Below are 19,390 nucleotides of genomic sequence, written 5' to 3'. Positions count from 1 at the left end.
GGTGTCTTCCCTAAAACTCTCCGCCAAACGCTTTAATCCCGATGTGCTGAAACGAGCGATCGTCCCGATCACGGCAGGGGTGCTCTCGGTCATTTGCCTCTTGTTAACAATGGTGAGTCCCTGGTGGCTTCTAGGTCTCGCCGTGACCCTACCGCTGGTGGCGCTCGGAATCTACGATTGGACGCAGCAGCGCTGGACGCTGACACGAAATTATCCAGTCGCTGCTCGCATCCGCTGGCTCTTCTACGACCTTCGACCCTATCTGCGTGCCTATATTGTCGAGGGCGATCTAGAAGGCAAGCCGTTCAGCTTCGATGCGCGCAACCTTGTCTATGCCCGCGCCCGGGGAAAGCCGGACACCCACCCTTTTGGGACAGAGTGGGACATGACCTCCGACGAATACGAGTGGCTCTGTCATTCCATCGCTCCAGCCGAAAACCCGGAAAAAAACCCCTGCGTTTCCATCGGTGGCGCCCAATGCCAGCAGCCCTATAGCGCCTCTATTTTCAATATTTCCGCCATGAGCTTCGGCTCCCTCTCCGCCAATGCGGTGGAAGCGCTGAACAAGGGGGCACGGCTTGGCGGGTTCTATCACGACACGGGCGAGGGAGGAATAAGTCCCTATCACCTGAAACAGGGTGGTGATTTAGTCTGGGAAATCGGTTCGGGCTATTTCGGCTGCCGGGACAATAAGGGAAACTTCGACGAAGATCTGTTTATTGAAGGCGCCACCCGAAATGAAGTTAAGATGATTGAAATCAAGCTTAGCCAGGGCGCGAAACCTGGCCATGGCGGACTCTTGCCAGCAGCCAAGGTGACCGAGGAAATCGCCCGGATACGCAAGGTCCCCGCCGGCCAGGACTGCCTGTCGCCCCGCGGCCATTCGGCTTTTTCTACCCCGGTGGAAATGCTGGATTTCGCGGCGAGGATACGCCATCTATCCGGCGGAAAACCGGTGGGCATTAAGCTTTGCGTTGGGCAAATCCACGAAGTGCTGGCGATTATGAAGGCCATGCTTAAGACCGGTATCTACCTGGATTTTATCGTGGTTGACGGGGGCGAGGGGGGCACCGCGGCTGCACCGCTGGAACTGTCGGACTATGTGGGAATGCCCCTAACCGAAGGGCTGATTGTCGTGCGCAACGCCCTGGTTGGCACCGGACTACGCGATAAGGTGCGGCTGGGGGCCAGCGGCAAAGTTTATTCCGGTGCTGGCATGGCGCGCAACCTGGCCATCGGCGCGGATTGGTGCAACGCGGCGCGGGCTTTCATGTTCTCCATCGGCTGTATTCAGGCGCAGCGCTGCCATCTGGACACATGCCCAACAGGCGTCACCACCCAGGATCCCGGCCGCCAGCGCGGCCTAGTGGTCGACGTACAGGCCGAACGAGCGGCGCGGTTTCACCAACAAACCCTTGCGGCACTGGCCCATATCGTCGCGGCTGCAGGCCTGACCCATCCCCAGGATCTGCAACCCTATCATCTCATCCGCCGCTTTGGCACGACCGATTCCAGACCCTTTGACCGAATCTATCCCTTCATCTCGGAAAACGCACTGCTTGAGGGGGCCGAAGAAACACCCTATGCCGAGTGGTGGCATGCTGCCGATCCTGACAGTTTTCGCCCGCGTATCGACCTAGGCATCGCCCGGGCCAATGTACCGGCTTAAGCGCCGAAAGAAAGGGCAATTCTGAGCATGTTATACCAATCCCAATAAAAAACATTCTTTATTAACCATTACCCCCCCCTCATCCTAACCTTCTCCCGCCAGGGGAGAAGGGATAAAAGAGCATTAATTTCTGGGATTAGTATTATTAAAGTGGAAAAAACGAAATCCTAACCCGCCTAAAGAGTGGATAACGGGCGGGACAGGATCCAGCTCTCCCACCCCGCCCGTTATCCCGGCTATTTAACCTTTTGGCGTAGAATCCGGAGCTAAATACCTCCAGCGGACCTCTACCCTATTTACTGATTACCGAGGGAGAAAAGGCAACTCCTTCGCTCAGAATTCGCAAACACCGCTGAAAATTCAGTTAAACTAATAACTTAACGCTTCCCTGGGGATCAAGCCGCAGCATCCTTGAAATCGTGATTTAGAATGGCCTCGGCGCGCCGGCATAACTCCCGCGCATAATCGGTCCAAATCCCCTGGCCCCAGTAACGGTAACAACTGGTCTGGATCATCAACAGGTAATAGAGAGCATTTCGATAGCGGTATTCCGAGGTGGAAATTCCCCCTTTGTCCAACACCTTTTCGGAAAATAAAGCACTGACCTTTTCAATGGGACCGATCACGTTTTCATAGCCCTGGACCCAGGAAATGTTATTGGTCCAACTGCCCCCTTCCATGTGAAATTGATGGTCGCTGTGTTGAAGTTCCTCAATGAGTTCTTCCAGCTTCTCGGGGCCGCCTCCCGCTTTAAAATTATCCCAAATCTTTTTCTGCTGCACCGGCTGAATAACCGGAAAATCCGCTTCCTTTAAACCCAAAGTTTCTAGATATTCCAGATATTCGCTGACATTAACAGGGGGGGTATGGGAGCCTGTGGCCTCACCCATCACCTCCATAAATTTACCCGGAAATTCATTCATCATTACGCCGCCGTTTTCACCGTCGCCGATCTGGGTGACCAGAGGTGGAATAGACTGGCCTTTCAACTCCTGGCGGGAGAGACCCTGGGCCTCGTAGTAGGGCTGCATCTGGGCCACCAATTTGGTATCCGAGCCCTGAGTCTTGATAATGGCAATGATACTTGCGGTCTCCCCCTTGGAATTTTTCGCCACCAGCCGGTGGGGAATATGGGGACGTTGAGGGTGCCTACCATCTTCGGGCTGTTCCACCGAGTGCTCTTGAACCAGCACCCACTGGTAGCCATTGTCCTTAAGGGTTTTGACGAACTCGTAACATACATCGGGATGATTGGGGAGGGCCATTTCCGCCGGAGAAAACCCTTTTACCCGACTCAAGGCCTCTAAGCCAAAGATGGCGGCAAAATGGTGGCGCCAAGCCTGGACATGCAAACGGTAGTCTTGGACAGGGGTGGAGGGGGCGACCGCATGGCTCCAAGTACATCCCAGCCACTCCACGCAATGCCGATAATGGGGGTCGCAGGTGACGCGTTTAAGGGCGTCGAAGACATCGTCTAACCCCATATCCCGCAAGCCATGGAGCAAACACCCCGAATAATCCAACATGACCCGGGGATTCTTGCCCTCATCCACCAGCTTGGGCACAAATTCACCAATTCGCTTATAGCACCAATGGAAGACGGGGGCATTGTGATTATCGCCTATATCCTGATGATCCATCATGTATTTAAGATTGCTGATAATCGCAGCCGAGGATAAATCCTCCCCGCCGGCGGGAATCAGGGGCTGCTGCATATGCAGAGCAATGGCAAAGGCACTGTTGATATCGCCAAAATCAATTCCGCTCTCGGGCAAATAAGCCGGACCCTGGGCACGGGCATTGGCGATTAACTCTTCAGAACCACAAAGATTAGGTAGATCGTCGACATATTCCGGTAAATCGTTCATATTTACTTACCTCTTCGGCACAGTATTCACGGAACAGTATTAGGAATATTCCACTCCCAAGTCTAGCAATCTTGGCTAGGGATATTGTGGCGTTTTTGCAAGGCCCTAGAACTAAGTGAGTTCTCTAGAGTCGACCGGGATTTCTTGCTCCGTGATTTCTTCGGTTTCTTGCTCTTTCTTTTCTTCGCTGCGGGTGCGAGCAAGCAGCAAATACACCGCCGGCACCACGAAGAGAGTAAACACGGTTCCAATCCCCAATCCACTGGCAATCACCAAGCCAATATGGAAACGGCTCACCGCGCCAGGGCCGCTAGCCATGAGCAATGGCACCATCGCCACTATCATGGAAACCGTGGTCATCAAGATGGGACGTAATCGGATGCTGGCCGCCTTCTCTACGGCCTCCCGTTTGCTAAGCCCTTCTTGGATCTGCAATTGATTGGCAAACTCCACAATGAGAATGCCATTTTTGGCAATCAGGCCAATCAGCGTAATCAGCCCCACCTGGGTGTAAATATTGACCGTCGCAAAACCCAAGGTCAGAAACACTAACGCCCCGGCAATAGACATGGGGACTGACATCATAATAATAACCGGGTCACGCCAGCTCTCAAATTGCGCCGCCAAAACGAGATAGATCACCAACAATGAAAAGAAGAAAGTGATCACCAGGGCACTGCCCTGCTGGGTATACTGGCGCGATTCCCCAGCATAATCCCAGCTAAAGCCAAGGGGAAAAATTTCCTGGGCTTGTTCTTCTAGATAAGTCAGCGCCTCTCCTAAGGTTACGCCCTCGGCCATTATTCCCTGAACGGTCACCGAATTAAGCTGTTGAAACTGGATTCGCTTACTGGGCTCCACCGTATCTTCGAAGGACACCAGTGCCGCTAAGGGGATGAGCTCCCCGGTACCCGTGCGAATATAGTAATTCTCCAGCATTTCCTGATCCAGGCGGTAACGGCGGGCAACTTGCGGGATCACCTTATAGCTGCGCCCTTCCAAATTGAACCAGTTGATATAGCCCCCGCCCAGCATGGTCGCCAAATCTTGTCCGATGTCTTCCATGCGAATACCGAGATCACCCGCCAGATCCCGGTTAATCCTGAGCGTGGTCTTGGGCCGGGTAAATTTCACGGATTTTTGCAGAAAAGCGAATTTGCCACTGGCTATTCCCCGCTGAATCAACTCTTCAGCAACCTGATCCAAGCGTAAGAAATCCGCATCCGTCGTAATTACGAATTGGAGCGGCAAGCCGCGGCCCGCGCCCGGCAGGCTAGGCCGAGGAAAGGACGCAATTTCAAAGCCAGCCACCTCTTGAAGTTGCTGCTGGAGCTCAGGGTGGATTTCCATTTGAGAACGTTCCCGCTGGGAGGGTACCGGCATCTTGAAGCCACCGAAGACGGTACTGGGATCGCCGCCCCGGCCTAGCAGCAGGAAACTTTCATGATATTCGGGGAAAGTCTCGAAGATATCGATAATCTGGCGAGAGTAGGCCTCGTCGTAATCAATTGTCGCCGTCTGGGGGGCCGTAGCCTGAAAAAATAAAATACTTTGATCTTCGGTAGGGGCCAATTCATTTTGGCTGGTCACATACATAAAATAGATGCTACAGAGTATGACGCCAGCAAAAACCATGACCACCGGTAAGCTATCTAGGGCGTGGTGCAGGAGCCTTTGATAACGTTCGGCAAGCCGGGTAAAGAAGTGTTCTACCCACTGCTCAAAGCGGCCCGTCTCACCTGCCGACCGCAAAACTTTAGAGGAGAGCATGGGCGAGAGGGTCAGAGCCACAACCCCCGATACCAACACTGCGCCAGCCAGCGTAAAGGCAAATTCGGTAAACAGCGTCCCCACCAATCCGCCCATAAAACCAATGGGCGCATAAACGGCCACCAGAGTGGTAGTCATGGCGATAATCGGCAGTCCCAATTCCCTGGCCCCCTGGATGGCAGCCTGAAAACGGGACTCCCCGTTCTCCAAATGTCGATGGATATTTTCCACCACAATAATGGCGTCATCGACTACCAGCCCAATGGCCAACACCAGGGCCAGCAAGGTGAGCAGATTAAGGGAAAAACCCAAAAGCAGCATAAGAAAAGCCCCGCCGATTAAGGACAGGGGAACCACGATGGCGGGAACCAAGGCCGCCCGCAAGGAACCGAGAAATAAAAAGATCACCGCGAGCACGATGAGCACCGCTTCCGCGAGGGTGCGAAATACTTCGTCGATGGCATCATCGATATAGGCGCTGGCATCATACACAATATAGCCGTCAAGCCCAGAAGGAAGCTGGCGACGCATCTCTGGCACCAAATCATGGATGCGCTCGGCCACATCGAGGGGATTGGCCCCTGGGGCCTGCTCAATGCCAATAAAGATGGCTGATTTTCCGTTATACCAGTTGCTGGAATCGTAGTCTTCGGCACCCAGCTTGGGTTCGGCGATATCTCTAAGGCGTACCAGGGCCCCATCCGCCTCATAAACCACCAGATTGAGGAAGTCCTCTTCCCGGCTAATATCCGTAGTGGCACTAAGATCCACGGAGACATAGGCCCCCTTGGTCTGCCCCACCCCGGCAAGATAATTATTATCGAGCAGGACTTCTTTGACATCGTCAGCGGTCACCCCCAGGGCCGCCATACGGCGGGGATCGAGCCAGATGCGCATGGCAAAAGTTTTATTACCAATGAGCTCCGCCTTGGCCACCCCTGGTACCGCTTGGAGCTTGGGCCGTACCACCCGCAACATATAGTCCGTGATTTGGGACGGGAGCATCCCCTCGCTGTAAAAGGCCATGTACATCAACGCCGTAGGATCGCCGGTGGTGGAGTCGATCACCGGGTCCTCAGATTCCTCGGGCAGGACGTTGCGCTGGCTGGCCACTTTAGCCTGAATTTCAGCAACCGCGGCGTTGGGATCGTAGTTAAGCTCCATGTAGGCCTCGATAACCGAACGACCCTGGGTGCTGGTCGCCACCATATAATCGATGCCCTTCGCCTCGGCAATGGCCTGCTGCAAGGGAGTGGTAATAAAACCTTTAACCAGTTCGCTGCTGGCCCCAGGATAAAGGGTGGTCACCGTTACCACCGTGTCCCGGGTCTCGGGATACTGGCGCACCTCTAGCAGCGTCAGCGCACGCAACCCAACCAGCAAAATTAACAGGCTAACGACGCTGGCCAGTACCGGGCGGCGAATGAAAAGATCAGTGAACTTCATGGCTCCTCCGCAAGGAAACCCGCAACTTCAGTCGAGGGAGAAATTGCACTATAATTTTTTTGCCCAGTCGTTTACGCATCCCCCACTTCCCCGTCCAGGATCTCCTTATCACTGATCTGGACTTGCTGGCCATTATGTAATTTCATCTGACCCGCACTGACCACCCGCTCGCCGACCTGCAATCCTTTGACAATCTCAACCTGGCCTTCGCGCACCTTCCCCGTCTGCACCAGCTGCTGCTGAACCACCAGGCCGCCATTCTTTTCCTGGATGACAAACACCATATTGCCATAGGGATTGTAGGTAATGGCCGTTTGGGGCACCGTTAAGACTTGCTTCTGCTCCGGCAATAGGGTTTTCACCTCGGCAAACATCCCTGGCCGCAGGCGAAGATTGGGGTTAGGAAAGATGGCGCGCACGCGGACATTGCGGCTTGCCGGATCGATCCCCGGATTAATCGCAATGATACGACCTTCAAAAATTTGCGCAGGATAAGCCTGTACCGTGATGAAAACGGCTTGCCCTTGGGAAAGGGATGAAAAATAGCGCTCGGGCAAAGAATAATCCACATAGATGGGATCAAGGGCCTGCAAGAGCACAATGCGGGAACCCGGTGCTAAATACTCGCCAAGATTAACCTGGCGGATCCCCAACAACCCGGAAAAGGGGGCCCGGATCTGCTTTTTTCGAATCAGGGCTCGCTTAGCCGCAACCTTGGCTTGGGCGTTTTCTAGCTGGGCTTCACTTTCATCATAAGTGGAACGGGATATTGACTTTTCCTTGACCAACCGGGCAGCACGCTGGAATTGCAACTCCCCTAATTTCTGCTCGGCAAGCAACCCCTTGAGATCCGCCTGATCAACGCTATCCTCAAGTTGCAGTAAGAGCTTACCCTTTTCAACCTGTTGCCCGGATTCAAAGTTAATGGCCTCAATGAGGCCCGCCACCTCGTTGGTCACATAGATACCCTGGGTCGCCACCAGGCTACCCACCGCCTGGAGGGAAGATTGCCAAGTTTCTGGATGGACCTCAGCGGCCGCTACAGTCGCCGGTGGGGGTGGCATGGCGGCCTGGGCGGCCTGCTGCTGCTGCTGATAATACTTCCAACCAAAAATGCCACCAAAAAACAAACCTAGGGTTAAAAGAACAACAATAAGACGCTTTATCATTGCCACTCCTTAACCCTAAGAACTTTTAGATGGAATAAGTTTGCCTGAGTCATATTACTTATTTATTTCCACTGCGCTTTAATCCCGTTTAGCTAAACATCCCTTTAACAAGATCTCACTTAACGCTTTGCTATAGTCTCCCGGCGCTTCGGCAAAATGAACATCCCGGAAATGCTGGAACACATCCCGCGCCATGAAGAAAAAAACATCCGCCCCCAGCAACATCACCGCCAGCATTGCCGGATCAATGTCAGGGCGAATCTCCCCTGCTTCCTGCCCCTCACGGACCATTTGCACCAAGCTGGAAAAATTGTCCTCGAGCACCCCTTTCGCAAGAATTTCCTTGCGCAGGGAGTCCTTAGCCAGGAGCTCACGGAGAAAAAGTTGTACGGCACCTTGCTCATTGAGCATGTTCTCAAGATGAACCTGGGCAAACTGCCGCAGCTGCTCCCGACAAGTCGGTGCTGAAATCGGCCTGCTCCCCCGGAGAGGGCTTAACTGCTCGCAATAATCCTTAAGGACAGCCAGATAAAGGCCTTCTTTCGATCCAAAGTGATGAAAAATATTGGCTTTGCATACCTTAGCGCGGGTTGCAATCTTGCTAAGAGTCGCCCCATGATAGCCATATTCTGCAAACTGCTTTTTCGCCACAGCCAGGATGGCTTCCCGCCCCTGGGCGGGTGCCGAGGCTTCAGTATCCCTGCCTGTCAGCCTCTTAGTCATTGCACCTTCCTGCTGCTGGAATCATCTTTCATAGAAGTCACCTACCAACCGACCGGTCAGTAATTAAGGGACACCAATGCCTTTACAAAGTTCCAATTTCGTATCTTATCATCGCCATATTGGTTGCCACAAGAAAGCGCAGGACAAGCGGCGTCGCAGCGCTTGAGGAACTCGCTACCCAGGCCCAAAAACTCAATAGGGGCTATTGAAGCGTACGAAAACCACTCGAGCCGATGCTATTTTTAATTTGAGAGGCTGCTATATTCTTATCACATGTGACACTCCGTGAAGCAGGTTGGGATGTGGAACTGATCTGCCAAGTATTTTAGAGGGCTGCTGGTACTTACTGCCCTCAAATCCATATGAGGCGTCTCACATCACAAAAGATGAATATCTGCTAGCATGACTCGCCCCAGTTCTGGCCAGCAAAATAAGGAGAAGATAAATGGGCCTTCGTTTAATGTCTTGCGGCTTCGCATTGGCAACCATAATGCTTGTAACTAGTGCCCAGGCGGTGATGGTGACCGGTGCATTTACGGGTGCTTGGTTTGATAAGGACGCCCCCGGACAAGGATTCCTATTACAGGTCGTCGATAGGAAGGGCACCGACACTGCTATTGTTTATTGGTTCACCTTCAATGCCTTCGGTAACCAGAATTGGCTCCTAGGACAAGCACCTGTCAAAGGGAATCAAGTCAACTTCACCATGCACTCGGTAGAGGGCGGAATTTTAGACCTCAACGGTTTTGATCCGGCCCGGATCACATTGCAACCTTGGGGACATCTGGTCCTCCAATTCGAAGATTGCAATCACGGCACGGCCCGCTATGAAGCCCTTGACCCCCAGATCAACGACGGCCAATTTGAAATAACTCGATTGACCAGAAGCTTGGGGGATGAGTGTAGCGGTGGCCTATCCGATAATACGCCACCCAGCGCAGGCGCCAAAATCATTCGGGTGGATTTTGACAATACCGGCCTCATTCCTCAGGCCACAGCCCGGATGAAATTTGAACAGAACCGCAACCACGCCAAGTTTAAGGTCTGGATGAAGGATCTCCCAGCAGGCCAATATGACCTTTTAGTGGGAGATAAAATGGTCGGCGTTATCAACGCGCGCGGGCAAGGCCAGAACAAACTTTTTTTTCGCAGCCCGAAAACCTGCAATTGGGAATTACTCGATTTTGATCCTCTCAATCAGACTATCAAGATCGCCCAGGGCAACAAGGTATTCCTGACTGCCTTCCTCAGTAATGATCTTGCCTCATTTGATGATAGCGATGACAGAGACGAGGATGACGATGACAACAGAGATGATGGCTCCTGTGAGGAGGATGATTGATCAAGGGGTAAAAAAGTCCACTGGGATTGAAATTACACCAAGAAAATAATTTATCGCTGAGTGATAAGAAGGGAAATTTAGGTTTAATAATAAGGAGAAGGAATGCCTGATGATATTTTAGGTGGGAGACCGGGCAGGTTTCCCACCTAAATAAATTTATAGCAGTCACATTTCTTCGCTATTCTAGAGATAAAAATGCTTCCATCGGGGTAACTTGCGGAAGGAGTTTTCCAGACTTACCTAAAATCATCCGGACGATCTGCTTGCTATTGTCAGGCCCAAAGCTCACATGGATGGGCTTGTCATCGCCGTAGAAATACAACCGATCAAAAGGCGTATTGGCAACCACCCATTGAGCCACCTCGAGCATACTTTCGTAGTCAACGATAAAATCCACGGCAGCGCCTAGTCGATCGCAAATGGGTTTTCCCCGCCGATTCAATTCGCAAGCCGCATGTTGGTCTCGCTGAGGGGAAATGCGCCCGGGGATCTTTTTCGCCAGAGCCGGTGAACAAAACCCATAGGTTAGGCGAATCATACCAAAGTAATCGATGACAGGATCCAAGACCTGCGTCGTCAAGTCACAGAGGGCGTTGTAAGTTTCCGGTTGTTCTGGCAGGTTTTCCAGGCCGGTTCGCGCCTGAGTTTCTCCGCATTCAATCAACTGACGAAATATAAAGTAGCGGCCACAGGGACTGTCGAGGTTCGGAATTGTCCGGCTACGTACCAATCTAAATCCTTCAATGACCAGCCGATTTCTCGAAAGTATTTCCAGAAAATTATCTGGATTTGGGCCGTAGCCAGCAAAGTCAAATAGTCCACATTTCTCTAACGCTTGATCGAAAACCACCTGCTCGGGGTAATGGAGAAATTCTTCGTTAATGTAACGAGATTTGTTATAGAGGAAAGGGGGGGTATAGTTATCGTCATAGGCATAATATTCGATATCTTGCTCTCGAAGCTTAACCTTGACTCTTTCAGTCATTCGCGGCAGCGGTTTTCTCTCAAAATCATCATATTTCATGAAACTGACCTTGCCAGAGGCAATGTGAATCTTCACAAGATCGGCATCGTGATAATCGCCATAAATGACAGTGGCGCAGCCCACATAAACCCGGAGAAGGGGCGAGAGTTTTTCGACCAAACTTGCATGCAGCTGCAGAGATTTGCGCTCGACTAGCCAGCCAAGCCCCTGCTCCGATGCCTGTTGGCACGCCTGATTTATCGCTTCCACGTCAGCGATCTGAAACAGCAACTCATGGGCAACTTGTTTCACATTAGTATAACTTCCAAAGAACGCTTTAATGTCTCGCTGGAGCCCATGCTCTAGGCGTTTATAAGGCTTTCGCCTCTTAAACTCGCAAAGGGCAAAGTAAACTTCGAGATCAGCCGTTCGAGTTTGCCGAGAGCACTCGAGAGCTGTCAAATTTTTCCGCGCTTTGATGAATCGAAAGGCATTGTTTAGGGAACCAAAGCCTTCTATAAGAGCTACTTGCCCTTCAACCTCAGTTTTGTCCGGCTTACGCCCTAGAGATACCCATAAATTCCACAATCGATCAAGAGATTCACGATAATAGGCGTATTTTTTATCGGTGCGCTCATTTCGATTCCTCAACTGCCTTTCACGTGGGAACAGTAATGGGACACGGAGCACATTTCCTCGACTTCGAAAACGATTGACTAAGAATCGCTGTTCAGCGTCTTTATCCCGGAAGACAAAAAAAACACCAGGTGCGACAGGAATCGGTTCCTCATGTAAGAGATCTTCAAGAAAGTCTCTTATCTCTGCTTGTGTATAGTATTTCTGAAAGGTTCCACGCTTCGTGAGCATACCATCCTTGAAACGTTGTCCTTGAATCTTGTTTTGGTTGACAAGCATTACAGAGACAACCAGCAACTGCCTCGCAAGAGAAAAAGCCGTCACTAGGGCATCAACACGCTCGTCAAAGTCCTCTATAACATTGATCACAAAACCCAAGTTGACGATATCCGCTTGAGTAATAGGGTTATCCGGAGCATAATATGGATCCCAACCCGCCGCCTGCAGGCCATTTTCAACTAATCCCCGAACATCATCACCACGGCCACAACCATAGTCAAAGATCGTGTTACAACCATCTAGAAAACCGTAGCGCGCGAGGCTTTGGATAGGTGCTGATAGACCGTAGCGGGTCAGCGCCGTAAGCTGGCGGGCTACTGACCAATCCGCATGAAGAGGTGCCTCATCATCCTGCAGCGATTCATCGTTACCGATGGGGACAAGTTCGTGGCCAATGATCTGGTAGCCCTTTTCTCGAACTAACTGCAACCATTGACGTTGATATCCAATTCGAGTCGGTTCAGCAAATAACCCAACCGATTCCGCAGCCTCGGTCAGCGACTTATACTGGCACCATCGAGGATGATCATCCGAAATAAGAAGTTCTTTGCGATGCAGAATGGGGGGATTCAATGAATCCTTGTAGGTCCGGTAGCTCAACTTCCCTGCTGCCAGATCGACTCGCCAACTTTCCCTTAGAGCGGGGAAAGGCTCTTCAAAAAAATTTGGGTAATAAAGGAGCGAAATACAAGATGTGCCTAACTCATAGCGGACCACGTTGTAATGATCTGATCGGCACACGCCAGCCAAACGTTCAGCTTCTAAAAGAGCACTTTTTAGCGTTGTATCCATGCTATTTATATAATTTACATGGACATAAATTTGCCGCGCGACTTTCTTGCTAGGGACAGAAGCCATGAAAATTTGATCAACTTCAGCGTAAAGTACTTATCTTGTTCGCTGCTGCATTCCCATTATTCTCTGACGTCAGGGAGGCTAACTAACCAATCTTGTGACTCGAAGCTAACAAGCAATAGGGATAACCTAATGAATACCCATATTCTCAATTAATCGGGCATAAGCTGTTGAGATCAGCTCAATCGCTTCATCAATATGGGCACTTTCAGTAAAGCGCCCAAAACTAAAACGGATCGAAGCATCCGTCTCCTCTGCACTTAGGCCAATAGCTCTCAGTACATGGGAAGGCTCTGGTATCCCTGTCGTACAAGCAGCACCGGTAGAGGCCGCAAGGCGCGGCTGAAGTGCTAACAGCAAATCTTCTGCAGCTACAGAGGGAAAACGCAGGTTAGCATTTCCCGGATGGCGGACGGAGAATTCAGGCCCGTTCAAAACAAGACTTGGAATGCGTTTCTTGAGTAAGTACACGAATCGATTGCGCATTTCTTGTACTCGCTTCCGCTCCTCATTGGCTTCAGACGAAGTAACTAATTCGGCAGCCTTTGCCATACCTATTACTAATGGGAGAGGCACAGTACCTGACCGTAGCCCTGCTTGTTGGCCGCCGCCGTAGAAAAGAGGCTCAATCTCCCGTTGTAGGTCACGTCGAATATAAAGGGCACCAACACCTTGTGGCCCGTACATTTTATGCCCCGATAGACTCACCATGTCAGCCGTTTCAGCCAAGTAATTTAGATCCAGGGCAACAGGGGCCTGAGCAGCATCACAATGAAAGTAAGACTCTGATTTAGATATTATTTTGTAGATTTCACGAAGATCCTGAATGGTACCAATTTCATTGTTCATTGCCATGACTGATACAAGCAGGACATCTTGATCGAGGGTTTGGGAAAGATAATCGAGATCCACACATCCGTTAGAGCATACCGGCAAAAGCTCCACGGAAAAGCCAAGCTGCTCCGATACAGCCTGCGCCGCCCTAAGAATACATTTATGCTCAATGGCGCTGACAAGAATGCGCCGGCGATTCCCTCCTGATCGGCGACGGGATAAGCCAAGAAGGGCAAGATTGTTGGCTTCCGTTGCTCCCGAGGTAAACACAATCTCATCGGCATCCGCGCCAATAAGCCGCGCGACCCGCTCACAAGCCTCATCGACGGCCAGCCCTGCTCGCCACCCTAGTCTGTGATCGGAAGCATGCGGGTTACCAAAAGATTCGCGCCAGAAGGGCATCATTGCCGCTAAAACTCGCGGATCAATAGGGGTCGAGGCTTGATAGTCAAAGTAAAGCGTTCCGTCTATTTCCATATTATTTACAATAACATAAACATTTCTTCCTATTATTGGCCCTATCTTCTAACCTTAGGAATGATCTGGAGCCTCTCTCCAGATCGACTTCAATCCTAACCTAAGATATGAAATACTGTACATAGAAACCTTTTGCCCTCTATAAGTATAAATAAACATGGCGCGCAGACCCCTCTATCAAAGCGATTATCGTCCCCAATTTTCCGGACACGAAACATTTCCGTTACGCTACGGGTGGTTGAAGAAAGCATTTGATACTGTTGCTGCTACGGAGAATAAGGAGGAAAACAAATCTGTTTTCCTAAGTGACGACGCTATCGCCCGATTCGGGGTAGGAAAAAACATGGTTGCCTCCATACGCCACTGGGCAACAGCTGCAAACGTTCTGGAAAATCCCTCTAATGGACCAAAAATCTTTACAACCCGGCTTGGACGAAAGATTTTTGCAGACAGGGGGCTTGACCCCTTCATGGAACATCCCACCACGCTTTGGGTTATTCATTGGCATTTAGCGAGTTACACAGAAAAAACCACCTGGTTCTGGGCATTCAACTATTTTCATAGTGCTACCTTCGATCGGAATCACCTCGTTCAGGGCCTAGAGAAACTCTGCAAGGATCGGACATGGTCCCGTGTGGCCACCACGACGCTCAAACGGGACGTAGAGTGCTTCGTGCGTACCTATGTTGCCCGCCCTTCCTTGGCAGGCGCAGGACATGAGGAAACTTTAGAGTCCCCGCTGACTGAGCTTGGACTTATTAAACCCATCGGTCGGCGAGAAGGATTTCGTTTCGTGCGCGGAGCCAAACCCAACTTAGGAAAAGGCATGTTTCTATATGCGCTGACGGATTTCTGGCGACACTCTTCTACTGCCCGCACCCTTTCTTTCGAAAATATCGCTCATGAGCCGGGGTCGCCGGGCCGGGTGCTCTTGCTTGATGAATTTGCACTTGCAGAGAGACTCTCCAATTTAGAAGAGGCAAGTGGGGGCATTTTTCGCTGGTCGGAGACAACCGGGCTGAAACAGGTCCTCCGGCAAGCGGAGCTCACTGAAGATCTCGCCTTTAGCTTCATGGAGCTCGATTATCCCCCTCGTGGTAACCGGGAGGCAGCCTAATGAGCCTAGCCGATTGCGTGCATATTGCGAGACGCTTCCAACGTTCTGTCCGCATCGATACAGACTTAACCAAAGCCAATGCTTTGGAAGGATTTATCTGTCCGAAATCCTCGGCTGAGGTACTCCGTACCATGGCCAATCATGTGGCTGAAACTGGACAAGGCGCCTTTACCTGGACCGGACCGTATGGCAGTGGAAAATCGAGCTTGGTTATTGCGCTCAGCGCCCTTCTCGACGGAAATAATCATCGTCGGAAACAAGCATACCATGCCATTGGCAGCAAAGCCGCAGAAGCCGTCTGGGAAGCACTGCCACCAAAATCGAAGGGTTGGCGCATTCTGCCGGTAGTGGGCCAGAAGGATCACCCTGCACAAGTAATTGGAGAAACCCTCGCCCAAGCTAAGTTCTGGAAGGGGAAAGCACCAAAAGTATGGCGTGAGCAAGCCCTCATCTCTGAACTAGAAGTTATTGCAAGGCAGAATTTACGTAGTTCCGGTGGTCTAATCGTCTTTCTTGATGAGATGGGAAAATTCTTAGAGGGAGCCGTCCATGGAGACAGGGATATTTATCTCTTCCAGCAGCTTGCGGAAGTTGCCTCCCGCAGCAATGGTCGCCTTATCATCGTTGGCATCCTCCATCAAGCGTTTGAAGAATATGCGCAGCGCTTGTCACGCGAGATGCGCGATGAATGGTCGAAAATCCAAGGCCGATTTATGGACCTGGCCGTCAATACAGCGGGTGAGGAACAGCTCGAACTCCTTGCTCGCGCTATTGAGGACAATCGCCGTTCCTCATCCTCTCACCAAATCTCTCAGACTGTCGCCAACCTAATTCGCAAGGTGCGACCAGGTGCCTCCCCCCATTTAGAAGTGACCCTAGAAGACTGTTGGCCCCTCAACCCTATTGTTGCCACCTTGCTCGGCCCCATTTCCCGCCGACGCTTTGGGCAGAATCAGCGCAGTATTTTCGGCTTTCTCAACTCCGCCGAGCCACAAGGCTTTCAGGATTTCTTGCGCCACGGATCTGAAAAAGATCTCTATAATCCAAACCGTCTTTGGGACTATCTACGCCTCAACCTTGAATCTTCTATTTTAGCCTCCCCAGATGGGCACCGTTGGGCTCTTGCCGTGGAAGCCGTGGAACGCTGCGAGGGCATGGGAGGGGATCCATTGCAAGCACAGCTTCTCAAAACCATCGCCCTCGTCGACCTATTCAAAGAACGTTCCGGTCTTGCTCCAAGTTTGCCGTTGCTAAAGGCCGCCGTCCCTAATGTCTCTTCCAGAAGAGTTGAAAAAGCGATCAAAGAACTAGAGCGCCGCTCTTTCATTATCTTCCGAAAATTCGCTGACGCCTATACGATTTATGCAGGAAGCGATTTCGATATCGAGCAAGCTGTGGAACAGGCGCTGACTAATATTCAGGACGTCGATTTCGCCGCCCTTCGCAAGCTCGCCGGCCTACATCCCATACTAGCTAAGCGCCACTATCATAGGACTGGCGCCCTATGCTGGTTTGATGTGGTGCTGGTGCCCCTGAATAAGCTGCTGGAGGAGGTCAGCCGCTTCTCACCGGATCAGGGCACGATGGGCCAGTTTGTACTCACGCTGCCAACGGAGAATGAGCCCGAGGAGGTAGCCGAGAAACTATGCCGTAAAGCCGCCCGCCAGGCTGATGGCTGGGATATCGTCGTTGGTCTATCGAGCCGGTCCTGGACGATTATCGATCTTGCCAAAGAATTACTAGCCGTAGAGGATGTCAGTCTTAACCATCCAGAACTTACCGGCGATGCAGTCGCCCGGCGCGAAGTGCGGGTGCGAATTGCCGCCTTACAAGGGCAGCTAGAAGATGAACTTCATCAAGCATTCGATAACACTGCCTGGTACCTAAAGCATCACCCCCGGAAACGTTTAACCCAAGCACAACTTTCCTTCCTCGCATCAGACTTAGCTAATAAACGCTTTCACAAAGCGCCTCGGCTTCATAATGAGTTACTCAATCGCATCAAACCATCGAGCAACGCTGTGGCAGCGCAAAATGCACTATTGCGTCAAATGGTGATGAAGGAAGGCGAGCCTCGGCTAGGTATCGATGGCTTTCCAGCAGAGGGCGGATTGTTTGCCTCCATTCTGGAGATTACGGGCCTTTACACTGAGACCTCCCATGGTTGGCAATTTGTAGCACCTCATAAAACCAATGATCCCTGCGGCCTTACGCCTCTGTGGGAGGCAGCACGCGATTTCCTGCAACAAAACCGCACTCGAACGGTCACTGTCTCAGAAATCTATGAAGTATGGCGACAACCTCCTTTGGGGCTCAAAGAGGGATTAATGCCTGTACTAGCCGTGGCTTTCGCTCTTTCCTGCCGGGATACCGTTGCATTTTATCGCCGGGGTATCTTTCAGGCACGACTGCAAGACCTTGATGTCGACTATCTAGCCAAGGATCCATCGGCTATCCAATTGCGGTGGATGGATCTGTCCAAAGTGTCTCGGCGTCTCCTTTCGGGTATGGCAGACGTAGTACGTGATCTAGATAAAAACAACTCTCTTCAGGATCTAACACCCATTGATGTAGCCCGAGGTCTTATTGCTATTTATGATCAATTGCCAGCCTGGACAAAGCGTACTATGCGACTCTCAAGTAATGCTCTCCGGATACGACAATTGTTTAAGCAGGCCAATGATCCCAATAAATTTTTATTTGACGATATCCCAGCGCTGTTTGGCTCATCGGTCGATTTAACTAAGAAAGAAGGATTGCTAAAAATCATCCAGCAGGTTCGGGAAGGACTAAGTGAGCTGAGAGAAACCTATCCAACAGTGCTACGCCGCCTGCGGGAGACATTGCTTGTAGAATTACAGGTACCTAATGATTCGCCTCAGGCCCTATCGGAGCTGCGTGCCCGCGCGGAAAATATCCGGCAGCTCGCCGGTGATTTTCGCTTGGAGGCTTTTATTAACCGGATGGCATCCTACAACGGCCGCGATGAAGAAATAGAGGGCCTCGCGAGTCTTGCAGCGAATAAACCACCCCGGGATTGGGTGGATCCGGATATCGACAAGGCAGCCATTGAGCTATCCGACATGGCACAGAAATTCATTCGGGCAGAGGCTTTCGCGCGAGTAAAGGGGCGTCCGGACAAGAGGCAGGCGATGGCAGTGGTAGTAGGTGTTGGGGGTCGACCGACGCCGGTTCTAGGCGAGTTTGATATCACCGACTCGGAGCGGGAGAGCGTCAATACCCTCATCTCCCAGATGAAAACCACGCTAGATGCTGCTGAGGCGAGGCGACGAAACGTGATTTTAGCAGCTCTTGCTGAGCTAAGTGCCCGATATCTAAATGCGCCTGATGATGAATTTGCTGCGGAAGAAAAAGAGATAGTAGGCAAAAAGAAAGTTTCTTAATGGATATAAAGGAGAAGCATGTGCTTGGTCTATCTGGCGGTCGCGACAGCGCGGCGCTAGCTGTGTACATGCGTCAAAATTTTCCCGAGTTTGAGATCGACTATTTTTTCACGGATACCGGCAAGGAGTTGCCTGAGGTCTATGAATTTCTTGGCCGGTTAGAGGGGTTTCTCGGTAAGCCCATCCGCCAACTGAATCCCGACCGAGATTTCGATTTCTGGCTCAAGCAATACAACTCATTTCTACCTTCTCCCCAGGCCCGTTGGTGTACTCGCCAACTCAAGCTAAGACCCTTCGAGCAGTGGATCCGACCGCTGCTCGAAAGCGGGATAAAAGTCTATAGCTATGTAGCCATCCGCAGCGATGAAGAATACCGAGAAGGCTACACCTCCCGCCACAAGAATCTGAAAGTACGGTTGCCCTTCAAAGAAGCTGGCATTGATAAGGCTGGTGTGCTTGAAATTCTGGAGGGATCGGGTCTAGGCTTGCCAGATTATTATTCTTGGCGTACCCGCAGCGGTTGTACTTTTTGTTTTTTTCAGCAGAAAATCGAATGGGTACGCTTAATGGAACAGCACCCCGAGGCATTTGAGGAAGCGAAAGCGTACGAAAAAAATGCCGTCGAGCACGGCTCCCCCTTTACCTGGAGCCAGGGAGAATCATTGGAAGAACTAACCCGGCCTGAACGGATTGAACAGATCAAGGAAGAACACACACGTCGAATCGAGCGAATGAGGATAAAACAACAGGTTAATCCGCTGCGCCCGGACGGTGAGCCTCTTGATATTGATGATTTATATGGACAAGCGAAAGTATGTCTGGCGTGTCATAAATAGT

At 51.3% G+C, this 19,390-nt stretch carries 11 protein-coding genes; 5 read left to right on the top strand and 6 right to left on the bottom strand.

The genetic code is table 11. From position 1 onward, the window contains the following. Window position 1 precedes the first annotated feature (1 nt). Complete coding sequence (locus tag NHAL_RS00485) at window positions 2-1,669, top strand: FMN-binding glutamate synthase family protein (protein ID WP_013031210.1); 1,668 nt, start codon at window positions 2-4, stop codon at window positions 1,667-1,669. A gap of 395 nt (window positions 1,670-2,064) precedes the next feature. On the opposite strand, the gene NHAL_RS00480 is transcribed toward NHAL_RS00485, so the two are convergent. The 4 genes from NHAL_RS00480 to NHAL_RS00465 form a co-directional block, all read right to left on the bottom strand. Beyond that, on the bottom strand, window positions 2,065-3,537 hold the full coding sequence (locus NHAL_RS00480; protein WP_013031209.1) for a hypothetical protein: 1,473 nt from the start codon (window positions 3,535-3,537) through the stop codon (window positions 2,065-2,067). A gap of 111 nt (window positions 3,538-3,648) precedes the next feature. Further along, window positions 3,649-6,753, bottom strand: coding sequence for an efflux RND transporter permease subunit (locus tag NHAL_RS00475; protein ID WP_013031208.1), 3,105 nt, complete (start codon window positions 6,751-6,753; stop codon window positions 3,649-3,651). A 71-nt stretch (window positions 6,754-6,824) separates the two neighbouring features. Further along, window positions 6,825-7,922 (bottom strand): efflux RND transporter periplasmic adaptor subunit, encoded by a 1,098-nt coding sequence (locus tag NHAL_RS00470; RefSeq protein WP_013031207.1) that lies wholly within the window; start codon window positions 7,920-7,922, stop codon window positions 6,825-6,827. A gap of 78 nt (window positions 7,923-8,000) precedes the next feature. Next, a complete protein-coding gene (locus NHAL_RS00465) occupies window positions 8,001-8,645 on the bottom strand; it encodes a TetR/AcrR family transcriptional regulator (protein ID WP_013031206.1) in 645 nt (214 codons plus the stop codon). Between the two features lie 490 nt (window positions 8,646-9,135). Between NHAL_RS00465 and NHAL_RS00460 the strand changes: the two genes are divergently transcribed. After that, the gene (locus NHAL_RS00460; protein WP_162010813.1) at window positions 9,136-9,987 is read left to right on the top strand and encodes a hypothetical protein; all 852 of its coding nucleotides are present in this window, start codon (window positions 9,136-9,138) and stop codon (window positions 9,985-9,987) included. Between the two features lie 178 nt (window positions 9,988-10,165). On the opposite strand, the gene NHAL_RS00455 is transcribed toward NHAL_RS00460, so the two are convergent. Further along, window positions 10,166-12,658, bottom strand: coding sequence for a DNA phosphorothioation-associated putative methyltransferase (locus NHAL_RS00455; protein WP_238985404.1), 2,493 nt, complete (start codon window positions 12,656-12,658; stop codon window positions 10,166-10,168). A gap of 192 nt (window positions 12,659-12,850) precedes the next feature. Beyond that, a complete protein-coding gene (locus tag NHAL_RS00450) occupies window positions 12,851-14,032 on the bottom strand; it encodes a cysteine desulfurase family protein (RefSeq protein ID WP_013031203.1) in 1,182 nt (393 codons plus the stop codon). Between the two features lie 157 nt (window positions 14,033-14,189). On the opposite strand from NHAL_RS00450, the gene NHAL_RS00445 reads away from it, so the two are divergent. Genes NHAL_RS00445 through NHAL_RS00435 form a run of 3 tightly spaced genes read left to right on the top strand, consistent with a single transcriptional unit; the run spans window position 14,190 to window position 19,389 of the window. Continuing rightward, the gene (locus NHAL_RS00445; protein ID WP_013031202.1) at window positions 14,190-15,149 is read left to right on the top strand and encodes a DUF4007 family protein; all 960 of its coding nucleotides are present in this window, start codon (window positions 14,190-14,192) and stop codon (window positions 15,147-15,149) included. Then, window positions 15,149-18,553, top strand: coding sequence for a P-loop NTPase family protein (locus tag NHAL_RS00440; protein WP_013031201.1), 3,405 nt, complete (start codon window positions 15,149-15,151; stop codon window positions 18,551-18,553). Before NHAL_RS00445 ends, NHAL_RS00440 begins: the two co-directional genes overlap by 1 nt. After that, window positions 18,553-19,389 carry a phosphoadenosine phosphosulfate reductase domain-containing protein gene (locus NHAL_RS00435; RefSeq protein ID WP_013031200.1) on the top strand — a complete coding sequence of 279 codons (837 nt, stop codon included), beginning with the start codon at window positions 18,553-18,555 and terminating at the stop codon, window positions 19,387-19,389. The genes NHAL_RS00440 and NHAL_RS00435 overlap by 1 nt, the downstream gene beginning before the upstream one ends. The last annotated feature ends 1 nt before the right edge of the window (window position 19,390 follow it).

The organism is Nitrosococcus halophilus Nc 4 (assembly GCF_000024725.1).
Taxonomy (GTDB): Bacteria; Pseudomonadota; Gammaproteobacteria; order Nitrosococcales; family Nitrosococcaceae; genus Nitrosococcus; species Nitrosococcus halophilus.
Note: the sequence above shows the minus strand (reverse complement) of the source record. Positions and strands in the feature narration are given on the sequence as shown.

Bases quoted from the DNA above. Each gene is read 5' to 3' on its own strand.
- NHAL_RS00465 (WP_013031206.1), bottom strand. From the start codon at position 8,645: ATGACTAAGAGGCTGACAGGCAGGGATACTGAAGCCTCGGCACCCGCC.
- NHAL_RS00435 (WP_013031200.1), top strand. From the start codon at position 18,553: ATGGATATAAAGGAGAAGCATGTGCTTGGTCTATCTGGCGGTCGCGAC.
- NHAL_RS00460 (WP_162010813.1), top strand. From the start codon at position 9,136: ATGCTTGTAACTAGTGCCCAGGCGGTGATGGTGACCGGTGCATTTACG.
- NHAL_RS00480 (WP_013031209.1), bottom strand. From the start codon at position 3,537: ATGAACGATTTACCGGAATATGTCGACGATCTACCTAATCTTTGTGGT.
- NHAL_RS00445 (WP_013031202.1), top strand. From the start codon at position 14,190: ATGGCGCGCAGACCCCTCTATCAAAGCGATTATCGTCCCCAATTTTCC.
- NHAL_RS00450 (WP_013031203.1), bottom strand. From the start codon at position 14,032: ATGGAAATAGACGGAACGCTTTACTTTGACTATCAAGCCTCGACCCCT.
- NHAL_RS00440 (WP_013031201.1), top strand. From the start codon at position 15,149: ATGAGCCTAGCCGATTGCGTGCATATTGCGAGACGCTTCCAACGTTCT.
- NHAL_RS00455 (WP_238985404.1), bottom strand. From the start codon at position 12,658: ATGGATACAACGCTAAAAAGTGCTCTTTTAGAAGCTGAACGTTTGGCT.
- NHAL_RS00475 (WP_013031208.1), bottom strand. From the start codon at position 6,753: ATGAAGTTCACTGATCTTTTCATTCGCCGCCCGGTACTGGCCAGCGTC.
- NHAL_RS00470 (WP_013031207.1), bottom strand. From the start codon at position 7,922: ATGATAAAGCGTCTTATTGTTGTTCTTTTAACCCTAGGTTTGTTTTTT.